At 64.5% G+C, this 22,297-nt stretch carries 18 protein-coding genes and 1 other RNA gene; 9 read left to right on the top strand and 10 right to left on the bottom strand.

Annotated elements, in window-relative coordinates:
* Positions 1–12: 12 nt before the first annotated feature.
* Positions 13–1,242 carry an aspartate aminotransferase family protein gene (locus M4J39_RS15570; RefSeq protein ID WP_251729327.1) on the bottom strand — a complete coding sequence of 410 codons (1,230 nt, stop codon included), beginning with the start codon at positions 1,240–1,242 and terminating at the stop codon, positions 13–15.
* A 152-nt stretch (positions 1,243–1,394) separates the two neighbouring features.
* Positions 1,395–1,577: a hypothetical protein gene (locus M4J39_RS15565; protein WP_251729326.1), complete on the bottom strand. Its 183-nt coding sequence runs from the start codon at positions 1,575–1,577 to the stop codon at positions 1,395–1,397.
* 146 nt (positions 1,578–1,723) lie between these two features.
* Between M4J39_RS15565 and M4J39_RS15560 the strand changes: the two genes are divergently transcribed.
* Both M4J39_RS15560 and M4J39_RS15555 read left to right on the top strand, forming a co-directional pair.
* A complete protein-coding gene (locus M4J39_RS15560) occupies positions 1,724–2,275 on the top strand; it encodes a GcrA family cell cycle regulator (RefSeq protein WP_251729325.1) in 552 nt (183 codons plus the stop codon).
* A 9-nt stretch (positions 2,276–2,284) separates the two neighbouring features.
* Entirely contained in the window at positions 2,285–2,737 is a 453-nt protein-coding gene (locus M4J39_RS15555; protein ID WP_251729324.1) for a DUF1284 domain-containing protein, read from the top strand.
* On the opposite strand, the gene M4J39_RS15550 is transcribed toward M4J39_RS15555, so the two are convergent.
* The 4 genes from M4J39_RS15550 to M4J39_RS15535 are packed head-to-tail and all read right to left on the bottom strand — an operon-like array spanning position 2,734 to position 8,520.
* Positions 2,734–4,374, bottom strand: a complete 1,641-nt coding sequence (locus M4J39_RS15550) for an ABC transporter ATP-binding protein (protein WP_251729323.1) — start codon at positions 4,372–4,374, stop codon at positions 2,734–2,736. The two genes, M4J39_RS15555 and M4J39_RS15550, sit on opposite strands and share 4 nt — an antisense overlap.
* 8 nt (positions 4,375–4,382) lie before the next feature.
* The gene (locus M4J39_RS15545; protein WP_251729322.1) at positions 4,383–5,513 is read right to left on the bottom strand and encodes an ABC transporter permease; all 1,131 of its coding nucleotides are present in this window, start codon (positions 5,511–5,513) and stop codon (positions 4,383–4,385) included.
* Entirely contained in the window at positions 5,510–6,616 is a 1,107-nt protein-coding gene (locus M4J39_RS15540; RefSeq protein WP_251729321.1) for a microcin C ABC transporter permease YejB, read from the bottom strand. Before M4J39_RS15540 ends, M4J39_RS15545 begins: the two co-directional genes overlap by 4 nt.
* Positions 6,617–6,642: 26 nt before the next feature.
* A complete protein-coding gene (locus M4J39_RS15535; RefSeq protein WP_251729320.1) occupies positions 6,643–8,520 on the bottom strand; it encodes an extracellular solute-binding protein in 1,878 nt (625 codons plus the stop codon).
* A 214-nt stretch (positions 8,521–8,734) separates the two neighbouring features.
* Between M4J39_RS15535 and ffs the strand changes: the two genes are divergently transcribed.
* The 5 genes from ffs to rnk all read left to right on the top strand — a co-directional run bounded on the left by ffs (position 8,735) and on the right by rnk (position 12,403).
* Positions 8,735–8,831, top strand: an RNA gene (gene ffs / locus M4J39_RS15530) — signal recognition particle sRNA small type.
* A gap of 23 nt (positions 8,832–8,854) precedes the next feature.
* Complete coding sequence (locus M4J39_RS15525; protein ID WP_251729319.1) at positions 8,855–10,648, top strand: DNA polymerase III subunit gamma/tau; 1,794 nt, start codon at positions 8,855–8,857, stop codon at positions 10,646–10,648.
* 70 nt (positions 10,649–10,718) lie between these two features.
* Complete coding sequence (locus M4J39_RS15520) at positions 10,719–11,045, top strand: YbaB/EbfC family nucleoid-associated protein (RefSeq protein WP_251729318.1); 327 nt, start codon at positions 10,719–10,721, stop codon at positions 11,043–11,045.
* Between the two features lie 73 nt (positions 11,046–11,118).
* Positions 11,119–11,724: a recombination mediator RecR gene (gene recR / locus M4J39_RS15515; RefSeq protein ID WP_251729317.1), complete on the top strand. Its 606-nt coding sequence runs from the start codon at positions 11,119–11,121 to the stop codon at positions 11,722–11,724.
* Between the two features lie 262 nt (positions 11,725–11,986).
* Entirely contained in the window at positions 11,987–12,403 is a 417-nt protein-coding gene (rnk, locus tag M4J39_RS15510; protein WP_251729316.1) for a nucleoside diphosphate kinase regulator, read from the top strand.
* Positions 12,404–12,522: 119 nt separating this feature from the next.
* Here rnk and M4J39_RS15505 read toward each other — a convergent pair whose 3' ends face one another.
* Positions 12,523–13,587 carry a two-component system response regulator gene (locus M4J39_RS15505; protein ID WP_251729315.1) on the bottom strand — a complete coding sequence of 355 codons (1,065 nt, stop codon included), beginning with the start codon at positions 13,585–13,587 and terminating at the stop codon, positions 12,523–12,525.
* A gap of 276 nt (positions 13,588–13,863) precedes the next feature.
* Here M4J39_RS15505 and galE point away from each other — a divergent pair, with 276 nt between their 5' ends.
* Positions 13,864–14,856: a UDP-glucose 4-epimerase GalE gene (gene galE, locus M4J39_RS15500; RefSeq protein WP_251729314.1), complete on the top strand. Its 993-nt coding sequence runs from the start codon at positions 13,864–13,866 to the stop codon at positions 14,854–14,856.
* A gap of 65 nt (positions 14,857–14,921) precedes the next feature.
* A complete protein-coding gene (kdsA, locus tag M4J39_RS15495) occupies positions 14,922–15,779 on the top strand; it encodes a 3-deoxy-8-phosphooctulonate synthase (protein ID WP_251729313.1) in 858 nt (285 codons plus the stop codon).
* Here the strand turns inward: kdsA and M4J39_RS15490 are convergent.
* The 3 genes from M4J39_RS15490 to M4J39_RS15480 form a co-directional block, all read right to left on the bottom strand.
* Complete coding sequence (locus M4J39_RS15490; RefSeq protein WP_251729312.1) at positions 15,773–18,286, bottom strand: ATP-binding protein; 2,514 nt, start codon at positions 18,284–18,286, stop codon at positions 15,773–15,775. The two genes, kdsA and M4J39_RS15490, sit on opposite strands and share 7 nt — an antisense overlap.
* Positions 18,287–18,361: 75 nt before the next feature.
* Positions 18,362–19,411: an HD domain-containing phosphohydrolase gene (locus M4J39_RS15485; RefSeq protein ID WP_251729311.1), complete on the bottom strand. Its 1,050-nt coding sequence runs from the start codon at positions 19,409–19,411 to the stop codon at positions 18,362–18,364.
* Between the two features lie 442 nt (positions 19,412–19,853).
* Positions 19,854–22,295: a glycoside hydrolase family 3 protein gene (locus M4J39_RS15480; RefSeq protein WP_251729555.1), complete on the bottom strand. Its 2,442-nt coding sequence runs from the start codon at positions 22,293–22,295 to the stop codon at positions 19,854–19,856.
* Positions 22,296–22,297: the final 2 nt, after the last annotated feature.

The raw sequence follows: 22,297 nt of genomic DNA, 5'->3' as shown, positions 1-22,297 counted from the left end.
CTGTTATCTCGCTCAGGCCGACTTGGCGGCGGCCACCCCATGGGCGGCGGAAGAAGCTGCGGTGAGGGCGGTCGCGGCGGCGTCGATGCGCTTCACCGCCTCCAGGATCTCCTCATCGCTGACGATCAGCGGCGGCAGCAGACGCACGACGCCGTCGCCGGCTGCGATGGTCAGCAGGTGCTGGTCGCGGAAGGCGGCGTTCATCTCGGCCACCGGTCGCTTGCACTTGAGGCCAAGGAGCAGGCCTTCGCCGCGCACGCCTTCAAAAAGGTCCGGATGACGATCGACGATGGCGGCCAGGGCTTGCTTGAAGCGGAGGCTGGCAGCGCGTACCCGCTCGAGGAAGCCGTCGGCCAGAACCACATCGAGAACGGCATTGCCGACAGCCATGGCCAGCGGGTTGCCGCCATAGGTGGTGCCGTGCACGCCGGCCTTCATGGCTGCCGCCGCCGCTTCGGTTGCCAGGCAGGCTCCGAGGGGGAACCCGCCGCCGATGCCTTTGGCTACCGCCATCACGTCGGGCGTGACGCCGGCCCACTCATGGGCAAAGAAGCGGCCCGTCCGCCCGTAACCGCACTGAACCTCGTCGAAGATCAGCAGAAGGCCGTTGTCGTCGCAGATCTGCCTGAGCGCCCGGAGGCTTTCGGACGGAATGACGCGCACGCCCCCCTCGCCCTGGATCGGTTCGACCAGGATGCCGGCGGTTTCCGCCGTCACCGCCGCCTTGACGGCCGCGATGTCGTTGAAGGGAACCTGATCGAAGCCGTCGACCTTCGGTCCGAAGCCTTCGAGATACTTTTCCTGACCACCGGCGGCGATGGTCGCCAGGGTACGACCATGGAAGGCGCCTTCCATGGTGATGAAGCGATAGCGCTCGGGATGACCGTTCGCCCAGTGAAAGCGGCGCACCGTCTTGAAGGCGCATTCGAGAGCCTCGGCGCCCGAGTTCGTGAAGAAGCAACGGTCGGCGAAGGTGTTGGCGACCAGCCGCTCGGCCAGCCGCTCCTGATCGGGAATCCGGAAGGCGTTGGAGACATGCCAGACCTTCTCGGCCTGCGCCTTCAGCGTCTCGACGAGATGCGGATGGGCGTGTCCAAGGGCGTTTACGGCGATGCCTGATCCGAAGTCGAGCCAGCGCTCTCCTCGGCTGTCGATGAGCCAGGCCCCCTCGCCTCGTTCGAAGGCCACGTCCGCGCGCGAGAATGTCGCATAGAGCGGAGAGGTGGAACCGGGGGCGGTCATGACAGTTTCCTTTTCAGTGATAGAGGTTTTCCTGCGGGCGCCGGTGCCGATACCGCGAGGCCGGCGAATGAAAAAAGCAGGCCGCGCCCCCGGCTTCTCGGCGGCGCGGCCTCTCGCAAGGCGGCTCTATACCACGGGAAACGCCGGATCTGTCAAGGTTTTTGAGCCTTGGCCGCCCGAAATTGAAGCAGCCCGACAAGCATTTCCGGCCCGAGCGAATCAGACGCGGGGAGATGGCGGTTGAACCGAAACGCCGGCGCCACGATATTTGTTGAAAAGTCGTAAAGCGCCGCGAGGCGTGACTCAGTGGTCATTGCGCCGAAGAGAACGCCCATTGTAGCGTAGATGTCGTCGCCACGAGATATCGTGGCGGGACGCTCCAGCGATACAATCGCATGTGTTTTGCGTTGCCGGACCTATTGGTGGACCGGGCGTATCCCCAGGGATTCCCCGGGTGATGCGGCGAAGAGAGGGTGAGAAGATGTCCTGGACCGACGAACGCGTCGAGCGCCTCAAGACGCTCTGGTCTGAAGGGTTGAGCGCCAGCCAGATCGCGGCTGAACTCGGCGCCGTGACACGAAACGCGGTGATCGGCAAAGTGCACCGGCTGGGATTGTCGGGTCGTTCGAAGCCGCAGGTACAGCCGGCGCGCCCGACCGTTGCCGCGCCGCCGCGCGTCAAGTCCGCTGCCAGCCGTCCGGTTGCCCAAGCCCAGCCGACGAGCCGGCCGACGGCGCCTGTTCGGCCGATCACGATTGGCGCTACGGCTCTCAAGGCGGATTCCCAGGCCGAGGAGGCGCTGGCAATGGCTCCGGTTGCCGAGATCGAGCCGCCCGTATTCGAAAAGGTCACCATCCTCTCCCTCACCGAAAGCACCTGCAAGTGGCCGGTGGGTGACCCCGGTAAGCCGGACTTCTTCTTCTGCGGCCGCAAGTCGGAGGTCGGTATTCCCTATTGCGCCTTCCATGCCCGGATCGCCTACCAGCCGTCGGCCGAGCGTCGCCGCGAGCGCGATCGCAAGGCCGCCGGCTGATCGCCGGTCGTGGTCGATGGGAACACGGTGAGGCTGAGGGGGCACCACCTCCTCTGCCTCCTGACCTACAAGGGGCTTGGCTATTCGCCGGAGTTCGTCGCCGGAATGACGGCGACCGCTGCCCGGCTTGTGGCGGGCGCGAGGGTCGAGATCGTCGAGGGGCCGGACGACATCTGCGAGCCTCTTTGCCGCTCCGACGAACACCCCCATTGCAATGAAGCAACGGTCCCCGAGCGTGACCGGCGCGCGCTTTCTCTCGTCTCCAGTCTTCTCGATAGGCCGTTCAACTTCGGCGATCGCCTCGCGTTCGATGAGGAACTTCGGGCGCGCCTGCGATCGGCCTATCGGGACGGCGCGTTTGAAGCTGCTTGCGCCCTCTGCGAATGGCAGCCGCTGTGCCGCGACATCGCCGCTGACGCCTACAGGGGCACGCTGTTCCGGTCGGCCCGCGATCCCATCTAGGTTTCCGCAGCGACGCTGCCCACTGCCTCCAAACGGAACGCCGCAGCCATCAGTGCTTGCGTGTAGGGCTCTTTCGGTGCGGCGAATACCTCGGTGGCCGGCCCCGCCTCCACCACCTTTCCCGCTTTCATGACAATGAGATCGTTGGCCAGCGCCCTCACGACCTTGAGGTCGTGAGAGATGAACATGTAGGCCAGGCCATGCCGCGCCTGAAGGTCGCGCAGAAGGTCGACCACCTGAGCCTGCACGCTCATGTCGAGGGCCGAGGTCGGCTCATCGAGCATGACGAACTTGGGTTTCAGCACCATGGCGCGGGCGATGGCGATGCGCTGTCGCTGACCGCCGGAGAACTCGTGCGGGTAACGGTGGCGCGTTTCGGGGTCGAGGCCGACCTCGACGAGCGCTTCGACGACGCGCGCGTCGCGGGCCTCGGCACTGAGTCTTGGCTCGTGTACCGCCAGCCCCTCGCCAACGATGTCGGCCACCGTCATGCGTGGAGACAGCGAGCCATAAGGGTCCTGGAATACGGCTTGCACGTCGCGTCGCAGCGGCCGCATGGCGCGAGAGTCCAGTCCGTCGATGCGGCGGCCGAGCACCGCAATCGGTCCTTCCGAGGAAATCAGGCGAAGAAGGGCAAGGCCCAGCGTCGTCTTGCCCGATCCGCTTTCGCCGACCACGCCCAACGTTTGACCGGCCCTGAGCTTGACGTCGACGCCGTCCACCGCCTTCACGTGGCCGACGGTCCGCCGAAGGAAGCCGGCCTTGATCGGAAACCAGACGCGCAACTGGTCAGCCTCGACGATGACCGGAGCCTCCATCGAGGCAGCCGGTGGCTCGCCCTTTGGCGCCGCCGCCATCAGGTGGCGGGTGTAGTCGTGCTTCGGAGCGGCAAACACTTCGGCCGTCGGGCCCGCCTCGACCACCTCGCCACCGGTCATCACCACCACGTCGTCGGCGAAGCGCTCTACGATGCCGAGGTCATGGGTGATGAACAGGATGGCCATGCCATGCCGCGCCTGCAGCGACTTCAACAGAGTCAGGATCTGCGCCTGCACGGTGACGTCGAGCGCGGTGGTCGGCTCGTCGGCGATCAGGAGGTCTGGCGCGTTGGCGAGCGCCATGGCGATCATCACGCGCTGGCGCTGGCCGCCGGAAAGCTGGTGCGGATAGGCAGAAAGCCGGGTCTCCGGATCGGGAATGCCGACTTCGTTCAAGAGTTCGATCACCCGACGGCGCACGTTGGCGTCGCCGCTGGCGCCATGCAGCTTCAGGATCTCGCCGATCTGCCGCTCGATCGAATGCAGCGGGTTGAGCGAGGTCATCGGCTCCTGGAATACCATGGTGATGTCGGCGCCACGGATCTTTCTGAGCTCGGCTTCCTCCGCCTTCAGGAGGTCATGCCCCTTGTAGAGGATCTCGCCGGACGGATGCCGGGCCGCCGGATAGGGCAGCAGGCGTACGATCGACAGGGCTGTCACCGATTTGCCCGAGCCGCTTTCTCCGACGACGGCCAGCGTCCGGCCCTTCTCCAGATCGAAGGAGACGCCGGAGGCGGCGAGCGTTTCGCCATGCTCGTGGCGGAAGGCGACGGAGAGATTGCGGACGGAGAGAAGGGCGCCGCCGGAGGTGTCAGTCATGGCGGGCCTCACTGGAACGTCTTGCGCGGGTCGAAGGCGTCGCGCACCGCCTCGCCGATGAAGATCAGCAAACTCAGCATGACGGCGACCACGCAGAAGCCGGTGATACCGAGCCAGGGCGCGAAGACGTTGGTCTTGCCCTGGCGGAGCAGTTCGCCAAGCGACGGGTAGCCCGCCGGCAGGCCGAAGCCGAGATAGTCGAGCGAGGTCAGCGTCGTGATCGATCCATTGAGGATGAAGGGCAGGAAGGTCAGCGTCGCCACCATGGCGTTGGGCAGAAGGTGCCGCCACATGATGGTGAGGTTGCCGACGCCGAGCGCCCTCGCCGCGCGCACGAATTCGAAATTGCGGGCTCTCAGGAACTCGGCGCGCACGACGCCGACGAGATGCGTCCATGAGAAGGCGAGCAGGATCAACAGCAGCACCAGGAAGGACGGCGCGATCACCGAGGAGACGATGATCAGGAGGTAGAGCGTCGGCACCGCGTTCCAGATTTCGATGAAGCGCTGCATCAGGAGATCGGTGAGGCCGCCGTAGTAGCCCTGCACGGCGCCGATGGCGATGCCGACGAGCGAGGAGATGACGGCAAGCGTCAGGCCGAACAGGACGGAGATGCGGAAGCCATAGAGGGCGCGAGCGACGACGTCGCGCCCCTGGTCGTCGGTTCCGAGCCAGTTCATGTTGCCAAACACGCACTCCCGGTCGTTCACGCCCTCGGCGTAGGCGGCGCAGCGCTCGGCGGGGGAGAGAAGGAAGGCGGGTGGCGAGGGCGCCGGCGTCGGCGCGTCGGTGTTGGGCGTGTCGAAGGAATAGCGGATCGGAGGCCAGATCATCCAGCCGTTGTTCTCGATCTCGTCGCGATTGTAGGGATCGCGATAATTGGTGATGGCGAGGAAGCCGCCGAATTTCTCCTCCGGGTAGTCGACCAGCACCGGGAACAGGATCTCGCCCTTGTAGGAGACGACGATAGGCCGGTCGTTGGCAATGACGTTGGACAGAAGCGTCGCCACGAACAGCACCAGGAAGATCCAGAACGACCACCAGCCCCGGCGGTTGGCCTTGAAATTCTGCCACCGGCGGCGGTTGACGGGCGAAAGCCAGGGGCGTTTTCCTGCGGGAAGGGCATTCATGGACGTCATACCTCCCGGCTTTCGAAATCGATGCGCGGATCGATCCACATGTAGGTGAGGTCGGAGAGGATGTTGATGACGAGGCCCATCAGCGAGAAGACATAAAGGGTCGCGAACACGACGGCATAGTCGCGATTGATCACCGATTCGAAGGACAGCAGTCCGAGACCGTCGAGGGAGAAGATCGTCTCGATCAACAGCGATCCGGCAAAGAAGGAGGCTATGAAAGCGCCAGGGAACCCGGCGATCACGATCAGCATGGCGTTGCGGAACACGTGCCCATAGAGCACCTTTCGTTCAGAAAGTCCCTTCATGCGCGCCGTTAGCACATACTGTTTGCGGATTTCGTCGAGGAACGAGTTCTTGACCAATAGCGTCGTGGTCGCAAAGGCATGGGTCGCCATGGCGAGGAGTGGCAGCGCCATGTGCCAGAAATAGTCCAGGATGCGCTCGGGCCAGCCCATGGCGCCCCAGCCCTCGGATGTCAGCCCGCGCAGCGGAAAGATCGACCAGAACGATCCGCCGGCAAACAGCACGATCAGCAGGATGCCGAACAGGAAGCTTGGAACGGCATATCCCACGGCGATGACGAAGGACGTCCAGACGTCGAAGCGCGAACCGTCGCGCACCGCCTTGGCAATGCCGAGCGGAATGGAGATGCCGTAGGACAGAAGCGTCATCCAGAGGCCGAGCGAGATCGAGACCGGCAGCTTTTCCTTGATGAGGTCGATCACCGAAATGGAGCGGAAATAGCTCTCGCCGAAGTCGAAGCGGGCGTAGTTCCACAGCATCAGCCCGAAGCGTTCGAGCGGCGGCTTGTCGAAGCCGAACTCCTTCTCGAGTTTCTTGATGAACTCGGGATCGAGCCCTTGTGCTCCGCGATACTTGGACGTGATCGCCTCGCCCGACATCTGGTCGGGCGACTGCCCCCCGAGATCTGCGCCGGCGCCCGTAAAGCGATCGGTGGCGCCGATGTCGGTGCCCTGAAGCTTGGCGATCACCTTCTCCACCGGCCCGCCGGGCGCAAACTGCACGACGGCGAAATTGATGGCCATGATGCCGATCAGTGTCGGAATCATCAGGAGAAGGCGTCTCAGAATATAGCCAGCCATGAAGCGGAAACCTCGTCTCGGCGTCGTCAGCGGGAAAGGCCGGCCGCCGAAGCCACGGCTGGGTCGTACCACCAGACATCGGGGAAGCCGACGGAATACTTCGGCAACGTCTCCGGATGGCCGAAGCGCTTCCAGTAGGCGTAGAAGCTGTTCTTCGAATAGAAGAGCGGGATGACGTAGTTGCCAGCAAGGAGCACCCTGTCGAGCGCGCGCGTCGCGGTGACGAGCGCTTCCCGGTTCTCGGCGTAGATCACCTTTTCGATCAGCGCGTCGACGGCAGCGTCCTTGATGCCGGCCGTATTGCGCGAACCGGGCAGGTCGGCCGCCTTCGATCCCCACATTTCGCGCTGCTCGTTCCCCGGCGACAGCGACTGGCCCCAGACATCGACCGTCATGTCGAAATCGAAGCTCCTGGTGCGGTTCAGATACTGGGCATCGTCGACAAGGCGATAGTCGAGATCGATGCCGATGCGGCCGAGTGACTTGGCGAAGGGAGCGACGTAGCGTTCGTCGAGCGAGCTGAAGGTGAGATACTCAATGCGGAAGGGTTCGCCCTTGGCATTGCGCATCTTGCCGTCCCGGATGGTCCAGCCGGCCTCGGCGAACAGCGCAACTGCTTGCCGTAGGTTCTCGCGCACCGCCTCGGGCGTACCCCCGACCGGGTTGGCGTATGGGGTGGTGAATACTGCGGGCGGCAACTTGTCGCGCAGGGGTTCCAGGAGCGCCAGCTCATCCGGGCTCGGCAGGTTCCTGGCGGCCAGTTCGGTGCCGAAATAGAAACTGTCGATGCGGTCGTAGAGATCGAAAAAAACCGTCCGCTTCAGCGTTTCGTAGTCGAAGGCGAGGTTCAGCGCCCGACGAACGCGCGCGTCCTGATACTTGGACAGCCGAAGGTTGGGAACTAGCGCCTGCATGACGCCCGAGGCGTTGCGCGGGAAGGTCATGGTCACGACCTTGCCTTCGTTCTTCGCCGGGAAGTCGTAGCCGGTCGCCCACATCTTGGCCGAGCGCTCGGACCGAAAATCGTACTTGTCGGCCTTGAAGGCCTCCATCAACACGGTGGGGTCGACGTAATAATCGTAGATGAGTCGGTCGAAGTTGTTGGTTCCAATGACGACCGGCAGCGTCGCACCCCAGTAGTCGGGATCGCGAACAAGCGTGACCCGCCGGCCGACATCGACGGCCGTCACCTTGTAAGGGCCCGATCCGAGCGGTGCTTCAAGCGTCGTTTCGCGGATATTTCGAGGCTTTCCGGACTCGTCCTTGCCTTGCCACCAGTGCTTGGGGAGAACATAGAGCTGTCCGAGAATGTGCGGTAGCTCGCGGTTGCCGGGCGCATCGAAAATGAAGCGAACGGTTCGTTCGCCGGCCGGCTCGGCCTTGACGACGTGGTTGTAGTAGTTGGTGAAAAGCGGGTAGATCTCCTTCAGCGTGTCGAAGGACCAGATGACGTCGTCCACCGTCACAGGCTCGCCGTCCTGCCAGCGCGCCCTCGGGTCGAGCCGATACTCCGCCCAGGCGAAATCGCTGGGGTAGCGCATGGCTTCGGCAAGAAGCGGGTAGGTGGCTGAAATGTCCACTTCGTCCAGCGACGACGTGAACAGCGATTCGTAGGCGGAGGCGACCGCCGCGGCCGGGGTTCCCTTGGTACCGAGAAACAGGTTGGTGCTGTCGAAGTTGCCCTCGACGCCGAACCGAGCCTCGCCGCCCTTGGGGGCGTCGGGATTGACGTAGTCGAAGTGGGCGAAGTCCGCGGCATAGCGCGGTTCGCCGCCCAGCGCGGTGGCCGTTCGCCACTCCGGCTCTTCGGCCCACGCCGTTGTGGCGGCCGAAAGCGACAGGAGAACGGAGAGGGCGGCAACGAGGCGCCGGCCAGGGAAGCTCAGGGCAAAGGGTCGAATCATTGGGCATCCCCGCGCGTTTGTGATCGTCCTGAAATTTTCATCATTGCGGCACGAAGGCAATGGTTTCGCGAGATCGCATCTTTTTCGAGGCCTCTTCGCCGAGCGGCGATCAGTGCGGGAATGGCGGTTGAACGAACGAAGGTCGGACCGTGACGGTGGGCTTCATTGAAACCGCCTCTTGCATTTTGCCGGCAACACCGCGATATGTGGCACGGGAGGTTGGCGGTGGACGAACCACTCGCCAACCGGGTCAGGTCCGGAAGGAAGCAGCCCCAACGAGCTTCGGCTCGGGTCACTCGTCGGCCTCCCACCCTCCATTTCCCAGGTTGCGAGCATGCCGGACACTCTGACGCCCGCCGATCAGACGGCCGCTTCGCCCTACAGGGTCCTTGCCCGCAAGTATCGTCCGCAGAGCTTTGCCGACCTGATCGGCCATGGCGCCATGGTGCGCACGCTCGAAAATGCCTTCGATACCGGCCGCATCGCACAGGGCTGGATGCTGACCGGCGTCCGTGGCGTCGGCAAGACGACCACCGCTCGCATCCTGGCCCGCGCTCTCAACTATGAAGTTCCCGGCGAGATCGACCGGCCGACCGTGCACATGGATCGCGAGGGCACCCATTGCCGCGCCATCATGGAAGGCCGGCACGTCGACGTCATCGAGATGGACGCCGCCTCGCACACTGGTGTCGACGACGTGCGCGACATCATCGAGGCGGCTCGCTACAAACCGGTGTCGGCCCGCTACAAGGTCTACATCATCGACGAAGTGCACATGCTGTCGACGCAGGCCTTCAACGCGCTCCTGAAGACGTTGGAAGAGCCGCCCGAGCACGTGAAGTTCGTCTTCGCCACCACCGAGATCCGCAAGGTGCCGATCACGGTGCTGTCGCGCTGCCAACGCTTTGACCTGCGTCGTGTGCCGACCGGCGAGCTCGCCGCTCATATCGAGCGCATCATCGCGTCCGAAAAGGTTACGGCCGATCCGGAGGCGGTGGCGCTAATGGCTCGCGCCGCCGAGGGTTCGGTGCGTGATAGTCTGACCATTCTCGACCAGGCGATCGCCCATGGCGGCGGCCATGTGTCGGCGGAAGCGGTGCGGAGCATGCTTGGTCTGGCCGACCGGGTGCGCGTGGTCGATCTCTTTGAGGCGGTCATGAAGGGCGACGTTGCCAACGCGCTCTCCATCCTTGCCGACCAATACGACACCGGTGCCGATCCGGTGGCCGTGTTGTCCGACCTTGCCGCCTTCGTGCATCTCGTAACGCGCCTCAAGCATTTGCCGGAAGGTGCCACCGACCTGTCGCTCACCGAAGCCGAGCGGACGCGTGGTCGCGATTTTGCCGAAAAGCTGTCGGTGCGCATCCTCTCGCGCGCCTGGCAGTTGCTGCTCAAGGGCATACAGGAGGTGCAGACGGCGCCGAGGCCGTTGCCGGCCGCCGAGATGGTGCTGGTTCGCCTCGCCTATGCCGCTGATCTGCCGACGCCCGACGAGGCGTTGAAGATGCTGCGGGATGGCAGTTTCCCGGGAATGAACCCGCCAGTCGGAGCGCCTCCGGGTGGTGGAGATGGCGCGCGCGCGCGCGCTGGGGGCGGTTTTGCCGGGACTGTTGCCCGCCGTGCCGAGCCAGAAATGGTCGCGGGGCCGCGTCTGGACAATTTCGAGGCCGTGGTCGCCCTGGCGGAAAGCAACCGTGACATCGGTCTCAAGTTCGCACTGGAACGGCACGTCCGGCTCGTTCGCTTCGAGGATGGACGCATCGAGTTCTCGCCCGTCGAGGGCGCTAACCCAGGTCTCGCCGGCGAGATTGGTCGCAAGCTGACCGGCTGGACCGGCCGCCGCTGGATCGTCGCCATCTCGCGTGAGGAGGGGCGTCCGACGCTGGCCGAGACGCGCGAGGTGCGCCGGCGCGAAGCCGTCGACGATGCCCTGGCCGATCCCGTGGTCGCAGCCATCTTCCGCTTGTTCCCCGGCGCCGAGATCGTCGACGTCAAGTTCGGCGAGGAGCCAGAGCCGTTGCCGGCGGGTCCTGCCGGCGGCGGCGCGACCTTCGAGGACACCGGCGACTGGACCGAAGGCTTCATCGACGAAATGCCCGATCCCGGCTTCGGCGACTTCGACGATTGATCCGGTGCCGTTGACAAGGGCGGCCGGAGCGGCCATCTGGCGACAAGACTGATCCACCGGGAGAAGAGACATGTTCGGCGACATCGGCAAGATGATGAAGGAAGCTCAGGCGCTTCAGGCCCGCATGGCCGAAGCGCAGGAGGAAATCGCCAGGACCGAGGCAACCGGCACCTCCGGCGGCGGTCTCGTTTCGGTCACCGTCACCGGCAAGGGCGAGATGAAGGGGCTTCGCATCGATCCCTCGCTGTTGAAGCCGGAGGAGGCCGAGATCGTCGAAGACCTGATCGTTGCCGCCTTCACCGATGCAAAGGCGCATGTCGACGCCCTTGTTGCCGAGCGCATGCAGGCGGTCACCGGCAAGCTGCCGCTGCCCCCGGGTTTCAAGCTGCCCTTCTGACAGGTTTTGCGACGCACGGGACTGTCCGGACGATCTTGCCGTTTGGGTGGCCGTGCTTGGAGCGGAGATCGCCTTGGTCCGACGCGTCACAGGTCCGGAAATCGAGCGGCTGATCCAGCTCCTTGCCCGTCTGCCCGGACTCGGGCCGCGTTCGGCCCGTCGCGCGGCGCTGCAGCTCGTCAAGAAGCGCGACCAACTCCTCGCGCCGCTCACCGATGCCATGCGGACCGTCCATGACCGCGTGCGCGTCTGTTCGGTTTGCGGCAACGTGGACACCGCCGATCCCTGCGCCGTCTGTACCGACCCGACGCGAGACGGCTCGGTGATCGTCGTGGTGGAGGACGTTGCCGACCTCTGGGCATTGGAACGGGCGGGCGCCGTCAATGCCCGCTATCACGTGCTCGGCGGTGTGTTGTCGCCGCTTTCCGGCATTGGCCCTGACGATCTCGACATCGCCGGTCTCGTCGAGCGGGCGTCCGATCCGGCGGTCAAAGAAATCATTCTCGCCGTCAACGCCACCGTCGACGGTCAGACGACCGCACACTACGTGACGGACCGCCTCGACGGCCTCGGCGTCAAGGTGACGCGCCTTGCCCACGGCGTGCCGGTCGGCGGAGAACTCGACTATCTCGACGAGGGCACGCTCACGGCGGCCATCCGCTCGCGGACGCCGTTCTGACCGGTTGACCGTTCCTCGGCTTGACTTTGGCCGTCCAAATGCCGATCTTTCCGGACATGGAACCGCGGACCGATCATCTTCGAGTGCTTTGCAGGATCTATCCCCTCGGGGGATACTGATCTCACGGTCCCGCATTGTCGCGCGCAGGCCGTGAGGCACTGACGCCGGTTTTTCGACAGCCAGCGTAGCGCGACACTCAGCCTAAATCTTTCTCAAATCAGATCCGCCTGAAGGCGGGACGTTATTCTTTGGAGGAACGAACATGACTACCGCCACACGCCGGCGGCGCCCGCCGGCCATCACGCTTGCCCGTTCGGATCACGAGCGTCTTGCAAATCTCGCCGACGCGCTTGCCGACCGTGATGCCGCCGCCGCCGACCAGTTGGCCGCGGAGCTTGATCGGGCGCGCGTCGTCGCAGACGATCGTCTGGCAGAAGGAACGGTGCGCATGGGCGCGGTCGTGCGCTTCAGCCTGGACGGAGCCGAGCCAAGGATCGTTCGTCTCGTCTATCCGGGCGACGCCGATATCGAACAGGGGCGCATTTCGGTGCTGACGCCGGTCGGCGCAGCCCTGATCGGCCTGACGGCCGGCCAGAGCATCGACTGGACGGGGCGGGACAATCGCTCCCACCATCTCCATGTTCTGGAGGTCACGGCCGAGACTTCCGTCGACGCCTGATGGCATTTCCGTCAGCTTCGGATCTTCCGGGAGGAGCCTGACGGAAACGCCCGCCCGGTAGGCCGAACCGCTTGAGCAGGATGCGCCCAGATCAAGCGGAACGGGGGCCAAGACCAGATTCAGCCGGAAGGGGAGGAAAGGCGAAGCGGCACTTCCAGGACGTGTCCGTTCCTGGCCGAGAAGGTCACCACGCCACCGCAAGCTCGTGCCAGCCCCTCAATCAGCAAACGCCGCTCGGCAGCCGCTGCCCGCGCTTCGGCGTCCGTCGCAATGGGCTCTCTGCCTGACCGGCGAACCGTGGCGATAAGTCTGCCGGCTGAAGCCCTGAGCGAAACCGTGGCCGCGCCTCCTGCCGCCGCCGCATCGCCCGCTTCCGCAAGAAAGCCTTCGACGAGATCGGCATAGAGCGTCGGACTGGTCTCGATCGGCAGCGGCAGCGAGGGAGCAAGGAAAGTGACGTTGCCCCCCGCCTCGGCCCTCAGATCTTGCTTCTTCACCGCATCGACGAAAAAGGGAATGGCGTCGAAGCGCTGAACGCCGGCGCCGAACCGGCTGGCGGCTTCAAGGTCGGCGATCGAACGGGCGAGGGCGGTTCGCCTGGCCTCCTGGTCCGCCGTCCGGTTGTTGCCTCGCTGCGGGCGAAGCGCAAGTCCGGCCGCATAGAGGTTGGACATCAGCGCCCTGAGCATCGCCGCCGCATCGCCGCGCGAGGCCTGGCGTCGGGGAAGCAAAGTCGAGAAAATCCTGTCGAGCGTTGCCACCGCGAGATCGCTCTTGGTCAACAGCCCGTCGGCACCGGCCCGGCGACCGATCAGTTCGATGTCGTCGTTGTCGAGCGCCGAGGTCAGGATCACCGGTACGTCGGAAACCCTCTTGATCTCGTCGATCAGCGCCATGGTGGTGCGACCGGCCATCCAGAACTCGCAGAGCACGACGTCGCAAGGCTGGCGCGACAGTGCCGAAAGCGCCGCCTCGCGTGTGCCGGCGGCAACGAAAGTGGCGGCGAAACTGGGCAGCGCACCGACGAGACGGCCGATCAGAAAGGTATCCTCCGGCGTGTCACCGATATGAAGAACGGTGATCGCCCGCCGTTCCACGCCGGTATCCGACGCGTCGACGAGACGGAGGCGCCGCATCGCCGCGTCTTCGATGGCTGGAATGAACGGCCCCGACAGTCGAGCCATGAACGATCCTCTTCCCTCTCCGGCCCCGGCTATCGAATCGCATCTTCACCGCGGACATTGAAAAATATGCAGGAAACTGCGAAAAAAGTAGTTAACGAGCCGTTAATTTCCCCTGCTGGCTGAAAATGTGCACATGAATTTCGATGGCCATGTCCTCGACGGACAAATGCGCCTCCTCGGTATCCCCCCACTGGAAAAGCAAAGCCAAACGGGCGATAGAGAAGTCTCGCTTCCGGTGCCCTCGAAAAGGCGCCGACAGGATCCGAGGAGTTCTCCATGTCCATTCTGGTGACCGGTGGCGCCGGCTATATTGGCAGCCACATGGTTCATGCCCTCGTCGACCGCGGCGAGAGCGTTGTCGTGCTCGACAACCTTTCGACCGGCTACGATGCCGTCATTCCCGGCGCGGCGACGCTGGTCGTCGGCGACATCGGCGACGGCGATCTGGTCGACAAGCTGATCGCCGATCACGGCATCACCGCCGTCGCCCATTTCGCCGGGTCGATCGTGGTTCCCGACTCGGTGACCGATCCGCTGTCCTATTACGAGAACAACACCGTGAAGTCGCGCTCGTTGATCGCGGCAGCCGTGCGCGGCAAGGTCAAGGCCTTCCTGTTCTCCTCGACGGCAGCCGTCTATGGCGAACCCGGCGTCGACTTGATCGACGAGAAGGTGCCGCTCGGACCGGTTTCGCCCTATGGCTCGTCCAAGTGGATGACCGAGATCATGCTGCGTGACAGCGCTGTCGCCTACGGCTTCCGCTACGCCGCGCTGCGCTATTTCAACGTCGCTGGCGCCGATCCGAAGGGCCGCACGGGCCAGTCGAGCAAGCGCGCCACCCACCTCATCAAGATCGCCGCCCAGGCCGCCCTCGGCCAGCGCGACGGCATGGACGTCTTCGGCACCGACTATCCCACGCCGGATGGCACCTGCCTCAGGGACTACATCCACGTGAGCGATCTGATCGAGGCGCACGTGTTGGCGCTCAAGCATCTGATGGACGGAGGCGACACGTTCGTTGCCAACGCCGGCTACGGCCATGGCTTCTCCGTGCTCGAGGTGATCGACGCCGTCAAGCGCGTCTCCGGTGTGAACTTCCCCGTTCGCATGGCGCCGCGTCGCGCCGGTGATCCGCCGTCATTGGTCGCCGACTCCAGCCGGTTGCGGTCCATCACCGGCTGGCAGCCCAAGCTCGACGATCTCGACACCATCGTCGGCCATGCGCTGGCCTGGGAAAAGTCGCTGGCTGGCCGCAACATCCAGCGCTGAGCAGAATGCGCCGCGCCCGGCCACTTCAAGGCCGGGCGTCACCCCTTCGGAAAGGTTCCCCGCCCATGGCCGTCGCCACGCCGCAAAAAGCCGTCACCGTCGGCTCCGTCACCTTCGACAACACCGCTCCCTTCGTGCTGATCGCCGGTCCATGCCAGATCGAGAGCCGCGAACACGCGATGAAGATTGCTGCCTTCCTGGCAGACACGGCCAAGGCGGCCGGCGTGCCTTTCGTGTTCAAGGCCTCCTATGACAAGGCCAACCGCACGTCGCTGAAGGGGACGCGTGGGGTTGGCATTGAGGCTGGCCTGTCCATCCTCGCCGAGATACGCGACCGCCTGGGGTGCCCTGTCCTCACCGACGTCCACGACATCGAGCAGACGCGCCGGGCGGGCGAAGTCGTCGACGTCTTGCAAATTCCGGCCTTTCTCTGCCGGCAGACCGATCTCCTGATCGCCGCTGGCGAGACCGGCAAGGCGGTCAACATCAAGAAGGGCCAGTTCCTGGCTCCGTGGGACATGCAGAACGTTGCCGACAAGGTGGCCTCGACCGGCAACGAACGCATTCTCCTCACCGATCGCGGCACATCCTTCGGCTACGGCGCCTTGGTCACCGATTTCCGCGGGCTGCCGACCATGGCCGAAACCGGCTATCCGGTGGTCTTCGATGCAACTCATTCGGTGCAGGAGCCCGGCGGCCGCGGTTCGTCATCGGGCGGAAAGCGGGTCTTTGCTCCGGCGCTAGCCAGGGCGGCGGTCGCGGTCGGATGCTCGGCCGTGTTCATCGAAGCGCACGACGACCCGGACCGGGCGCCGTCGGACGGACCCAACATGTTGCCGCTGCCGTGGATCGCGCCGCTTCTGACCGATCTCAAGGCGCTCGACGCCGTCGCCAAGCGGCGGGCACTCACCGAGGCCTACTGAACGGTCTCCACCTCATTGGCCTGGGGTGTCCTGGCGAACCCCGCCTTGAGACCGGCGACGACGCTGCCGGCTCCAGCGATGGTCATCATGAGCTTGCCAAGGGCGCCGACGTCCGGATCGGGCAGCTCGGCCATCAACGCGGCCGCCTGCCGCGACAGGTCGTCGAAGCCGACGTTGGCCGATGCGCCCTTCAGCGTATGCAGGCTGCGCTTGGCGAGTTCCGCGTCGCCGCGTTCAAGCGCCGCCGACAGGTCGGCGAGCAGGCTCGCGACGTCGGTGGCAAAGGAATCGAGCAGGAACGCCGTATCCTCCGGACCGAGCTCGCGCAGAAGGGCGTCGATCCGGCGACGATTGACCGCCTCCCCGCGCGCAGCCTCTCCAGAGGAAGTCGTCGGCCGCGTCACGGGCACCTTACCCTCGGGCAGGGCAGCGAGAACGGAAAGCAGATCGTCCCGTTCGACGGGCTTGGGCAGGAAGCCGGTCATGCCGGCCTTGCGGCATGCCTCGCGATCGGCGGCAAAGGCGTTGGCGGTCATGGCGACGATCGGCACGTTGCGGCCGCGCCCGCTCGATCGGCGGATGGCCCGCGTCGCCTCGAGCCCATCCATCACAGGCATCTGCATGTCCATGAACACGATGTCGAAATCGCGCGCATTGACCATGGCCAGCGCCTCGGCGCCATTCTCGGCCAGTGCGGCTTCGATGCCGAGGCGGGAGAGAAGGCGTAGCGCCACCTGTTGATTGATGCGGTTGTCCTCGACCACCAGCACCCTCAGTCCTTTCGGTACGGCGGCATCTTCGCCGGGGGCGCGACGCTTGTCTTCCGTCGTGAGGCTTCCGGCGATCGAAGCGGCGACAATGGCCGGCGTCAATGTGTTGGCAGGACGGCCCGGCTTGCCGGCGACACGGGGGGCCGTTTGCGAGAAGGCGATGTCGAGGCGGGCTCGCTGATGATCGGGGGGCAGCGGCGTGACGACGATCGCAATGTCGGCGCCGCTCTCGCTGTCCGTGGCAGCGGCCCCGAAATAGGCAAAGGTGGCGGCGATTGCAGCGGTTTCGGTGGGGGTTCGCCCTTTCACCCAAACACTGGCGCCGTGCAACGGAGCCGGATCGACATCGGCCGCTTCGGCCCGCTCAAGCGGTAGTTCGAAGAAGAAGGTGGACCCCCGCCCTTCGCGGCTCTTGACGCCGATGGTCCCACCCAGTCCCTCGACGATGCGCCGGCTGATGGCGAGCCCGAGGCCAGTCCCTCCGAAGCGACGGGTGATCGACGCATCGACCTGCGAGAACTCCTTGAACAGGCGCTTCTGCCCCTCTTCGGAAATGCCGGTTCCCGTATCTTCCACCTCGAAACGCAGGATCGGCCTCTCGCCGCCGCCCACTTCGCGGATTCGCACGGCAATCAGGCCGCTCTCGGTGAATTTGACGGCGTTGGAAAGGAAATTGATCAACACCTGGCGGACGCGCGTCGAGTCGCCTGAATAGCGGGCGCTCATGGCGATCTCGGGCGCCAGCACGGCGACGAGCCCCTTCTCGCGGACGGACGCCTCAACCATGGACATGGCCGCCTCTGCCGTGCCAACCGGGTCGAAAATGACCTTATCGACGTCGAAGGAACCGGCTTCCAGCTTGGAGAAATCGAGGATGTCGTTGACGAGGGCGATCAGGCTGCGTCCGCAGGTCTCGATGTTGGTGGCAAAACCGCGCTGCTCGGCATCGAGTCGCGTGTCCTTGAGCAGATGCGCCATGCCGAGGACACCGTTGATCGGCGTGCGGATCTCGTGACTCATGGTCGCGAGAAAGGCCGATTTCGCCTGATTTGCCGCTTCGGCGGCGGCGACGGCCTGCTTGAGTTCGGCAGCCATCGCTTCGAGGCGCAGCCGCGAACTCCAGATTTCGCGGATCTGCCGGATCAGGCTGAAGATGAAGATGCACATGGAAAGCGTCAGCGCGCCGACGAGGACGACAAGCACGCGGTAGAGCTTCTCGCGCAGCATCCGCTCCTCGCTGCGCGCCGCCGTCTCCGCCGCTTCTGCGAAGGCGGCCTGCCGCGACGTGATGGTGGGAAGATCGCTCAGGCGGGTGCCGAGGGCATCGAGGGCCTGAAGGTCCATCTTCCGTGCGCCGTCCAGACGATCGACGAATGTCCTGGCGTCAGTAACGATCTTCGTTACTGCGTCGATGCCGGTGCGATCGGGGGCGGTTGTCATGAAGTCGCGCGCCGTGGCGCCGAACAGCACAAAGCGCGCTATGACCGTCTGTGCATTGGCCTCCGAAGGCTCCCGTCGGGCCGTTTCCACCGAGCGCAGCAGTTTCTCGGCGGCCCTATCGAGCCGATAGGCAGCGGCAAGCGTGCGCGTCTCCTCGAGATTCGCCACGTCGGCTTGTTGGCGGATCAGGATGGTGAAGACGGCGACGGCGGAGACGAGGAAAAGGAAACCGACGACGACGTAGAGGAGCGCGCCCCTGAGCGGACGGTCTTGTACCGTGGACTTTCCGGCACGCATCCCGGCTCCAGGTCCGGATGAAAAAGGAGTGGTGGTCGTCACGATGGATCGTCCGGCAGGAAACGACGGTGAAGGTCAGGCGGCGAAGCCGAAGGGCGCTCCGCCTTGTTCCCGAATCTTCAGTATGCGGAAGTAGCGCAGCGAGAACGCCCTCGCGACCTCGGGATCGAACTGTTGGCCGGAGTTGTCGGCGATATACTTGGCAGCCTCTTCGGCCGTCCACGCGGCTTTGTAAGGCCGCTCGGAGGTCAGAGCATCGAACACGTCGGCAACGGCGACAATGCGCCCGGCGAGCGGGATCGCCGTCTCCTTGAGGCCGCGTGGATAACCTGAGCCGTTCCAGAATTCGTGGTGGGTCTCGGCGATCTCGGCAGCGAGGCGGATGACACGCGATTTCGAGCCTTCGAGGATTTCGCCGCCGATCAGCGTGTGTTCCTGCATTCGGCGCCGCTCCTCGGTCGTATAGGGGCCGGATTTGTAGAGGAGGTCGTCGGACAGGCCGAGCTTGCCGATGTCATGCATCAGCGAGGCGATGTAGAGATCCTGGCAATAGGGTTCGGCCTGACCGAGCTCCTCGGCTAGCTCGCGGGCCGTGCGGGCGACGCGTACAAGGTGACTGCCGATCGAGGGATCGCGGCGCTCGACGGCGCGAGCAAGGCGCAAGATGATCTCTTCTTCGAGGCCCGATCGGTCGTAGGTGGCCTTCTGTACCTCGGTTTGCAGCCAGTCGGCGCGATCGCGGAGCTTGTTCTGCATTTCTCGCAGCATGGCGAGATTGCGGAGCCGAGCCTTGGCCTCGGCCATGTCGACGGGCTTGGTCAGAAAGTCGGTGGCGCCGGCTTCGAGCGCGGCGTAGCAGATCTCCCGCTGGTCCACGGTGGTGACCATGACAATGGGCACATCGACATAGTCTGGAAGGCTGCGCACCTCGCGGATGAGCGTGAGCCCATCAATGCCCGGCATCATGTAGTCGACGATGATCAGGTCGAACTGGGTCCGCCGGGCCTCGTCGAGTGCCTGCAAGGGGTCGCGAAACGACTGCACGTCGGCAATGCCGGAGCTCTGCGCCAGTTTGCCGAGCATGAACAGATTACTTGGGTTGTCGTCGACCAGGAGGAGCTTCATGTCGGTTTCCATGCGGATTTTTCTGAGAGATAACGTATCCGGGAAACATGAAGCTTCAGAAAATGAGCATGAGAAACGGATGTGAACTTGGTTGTGTTCTATTCTATTGAAGGCATAAAGATAATATTCACCCTATTGCCTCCAGGAGGCCGAAATTTAGGCAAATTGGCCCAAGTAAGCTTGCCGCTTTCTAGCTGTCATCGTCAAAAATAACAGGGGTAGGCGGATCTCGTTCACGACTTGGCAAGACTTGGCTGCCGGGCGGCGATTGCCGCTGGCACGACTACGGAGACCGGGGCATAACGTCAACATCGAGCCGACGGAAACCCAGCTCACTTTCCGAAAGCACGCCTCTCGGTTACTGCAGCCGCAAGGTTGCAGACTTGCCAACCCGGACATGGCCAGGCCAAGTCCGGGTTTTTCTTTTCCCTCGATGGTCACCTCAGGGGTGGAAGCGAGCTTGCACCGCTTCGACGACTTCGTGCGTCAGTTCGATGTCAACGCTGCCGCGCGGCGCGGCCGAGGAAGAGGCGGCGATCAACCGGTAGCGCCCCTTGTCCGAGACGAAGGCGTTTCGCTCCGTATCGAAATACGAGAACGCGCGTGCCGAAAGCGCCATCACGGCGTCTGCCGTTTTGCCAGGTGCGATCTGAAGCTTGGCGAAGGCCCTCAGCTCCTTGACCGGCCGGTCGACGCGGTCGGCTAGCGGCGCCACATAGAGCTGTACCACCTCCGAGCCTGAACGTTCGCCGCAGTTGGTCACCCGGACGCGAACGGTGACGTTTCCCTCTCCATCGAATGACGGTCGGTCCACGGTCGGGGCCTCCCAGTCGAAGCGGGTGTAGCTGAGGCCGTGTCCGAACGGGAACAGCGGTTCGATGCCGGCTCTCTCATAATGTCGGTAGCCGACAAACACACCTTCTCGATAGACGACGTGACCGTCTTGCCCGGGGTAGGTCAGCGGATCGCCGGTTTCGACAGGTGTGTCCTTGATGTGCCGAGGAAATGTCTGGGCGAGTCGCCCGCCCGGCTCGGCGGCACCGGTCAGCACGTCGGCAATTGCGTTGCCGGCTTCCTGTCCCGGATACCAGGCCTCGATCACCGCCCGCACCTTGTCGAGCCAGGGCATGGCCACCGGTCCGCCGGTCTGCAGCACGACAACGGTGTTGGCATTGGCGGCAGCGACGGCGGCAATCAGTTCATCCTGTCGGCCCGGCAGTTCGATGCCGGGAAGGTCATTGCCTTCCGTGTCCCATTCGCCCGAGCGGCCGGCATAGACGATGGCGACATCGGAGACGCGGGCGAGTTCGACGGCATCCGCGAAAGCCTTGTCCCCCAGTGGCACGGCGACACCGACGCGAATGGCCTTGAGATTGAGAGCGATGGCCTGCACGAAGCGATATTCGACGACGACGTCGACCGCGCGCCCCGCTTCCAGCGCGATTGATCCGCGCGCTTCGCGATTTCCGCACTCGAAATAGTTGTCGCCCGGCGCCCAGTCGTCCCGCAGATCGACCACGGTCTTCCCGTCGACGATCAGCCGGCTTGGTCCGACGCTGACGAGGCCGAAGACATGCTCGGCCGACTCAGTCGGCGTGAAGCGAGTTGTAGCCCTCAACGAGAAATCGGCGTCGGCAACGCCTGGCGCGACCTCGTTGAACCACATTACTTCGCCGAGCGGATGGCTTTGATGTTCGACGACGGGGCCTGTGAAATCGGGCCGCCCGTAAACGTCGACCTCGAAGGGGCCGGCAATCAGTGGCATCAGCCGGTTTGCGGTCACGCCGGGCGTGGCTCGCAACTGGTTTTCGGACGTGAGAACGCGAAGGCCGTCGGCCGGTGAAACGGCATAGTGAGGATTGAGCTGGGCACTGCCGCCACCCATGATCTGTGCCGCCTCGGCGTTGGGGCCGATCGCGGCAATCGTCCGGCCGTTGAGATCGAGCGGCAGAATGCCATCGTTCTTGAGGAGCACGATGGCTTCGGCGCCTGCCCTGCGGATCAGTGCTCGATGCGCCGGCTTGTCGATGGCGCGCTCGGCCGGAATGTCGGGTGCGTCGAAGCCGCCGACACGCTCGATCAGCTTCAGCACGCGGCGCGCCGCCTCCCGCACTTTCTCCGCCGCGACTTCTCCCGCCTCCACCGCGGCAACCAGTTTGTCGCCGCGATCGCGCGTCGGGCCGGGCATTTCGAGATCCAAACCGGCCTCGACGGTTGGCGCGGTCGAATGGGAGCCGAACCAGTCGGACATGACGATGCCGGAAAAGCCCCACTCGTCCTTCAGAAGGTCGCCCAGAAGCACCTTGTGTTCTGAGGTGAAGGTCCCGTTCAGACGGTTGTAGGAGCTCATGACCGCGAAGGCGCCAGCCGTTTTCACAGCGGCTTCGAAGGGCGGCAGATAGATCTCGCGCAACGCGCGGTCGCCGATGTCCGAACTCATGGTCGTCCGCTGAATCTCGGATTCATTGCCGACGAAGTGCTTGACGGTGGCACCGACTCCACCTTTCTGCAGGCCCGTCACATAGGCGGTTGCGAGCTCCGCCGCGACATAGGGGTCTTCCGAGTAGCATTCGAAATTGCGGCCGTTCACGGCGGATCGCTGGATGTTGATGGTGGGCGCAAGCAGCACCGAGGCCCCCTTCGAGCGCGCTTCCTCGGCGAGCGCTCCGCCGATTTCCTCGACCAGCGCCGGGTTCCAACTTGCGCCAAGGGCTATACCGACGGGGAAACTCGCGGCCTTGACGCCACCGACGAGCGAGCCGCCGCCTCGAGCGCCATTGGGGCCGTCCGACACCTTGATGGCTGGAATGCCGAGCCGCGGTATCGCCACCGTCGTCCAGAAGTCGGCGCCGGCAAGCAACGACACCTGCTCCTCCAACGTCATGG

The sequence above is a fragment of the Pleomorphomonas sp. NRK KF1 genome (genome assembly GCF_023721755.1).
In the GTDB taxonomy this organism is placed as follows: Bacteria; Pseudomonadota; Alphaproteobacteria; order Rhizobiales; family Pleomorphomonadaceae; genus Pleomorphomonas.
The sequence above is the reverse complement of the archived record's forward strand: the minus strand, read 5'-3'. Positions and strand labels throughout refer to the sequence as shown.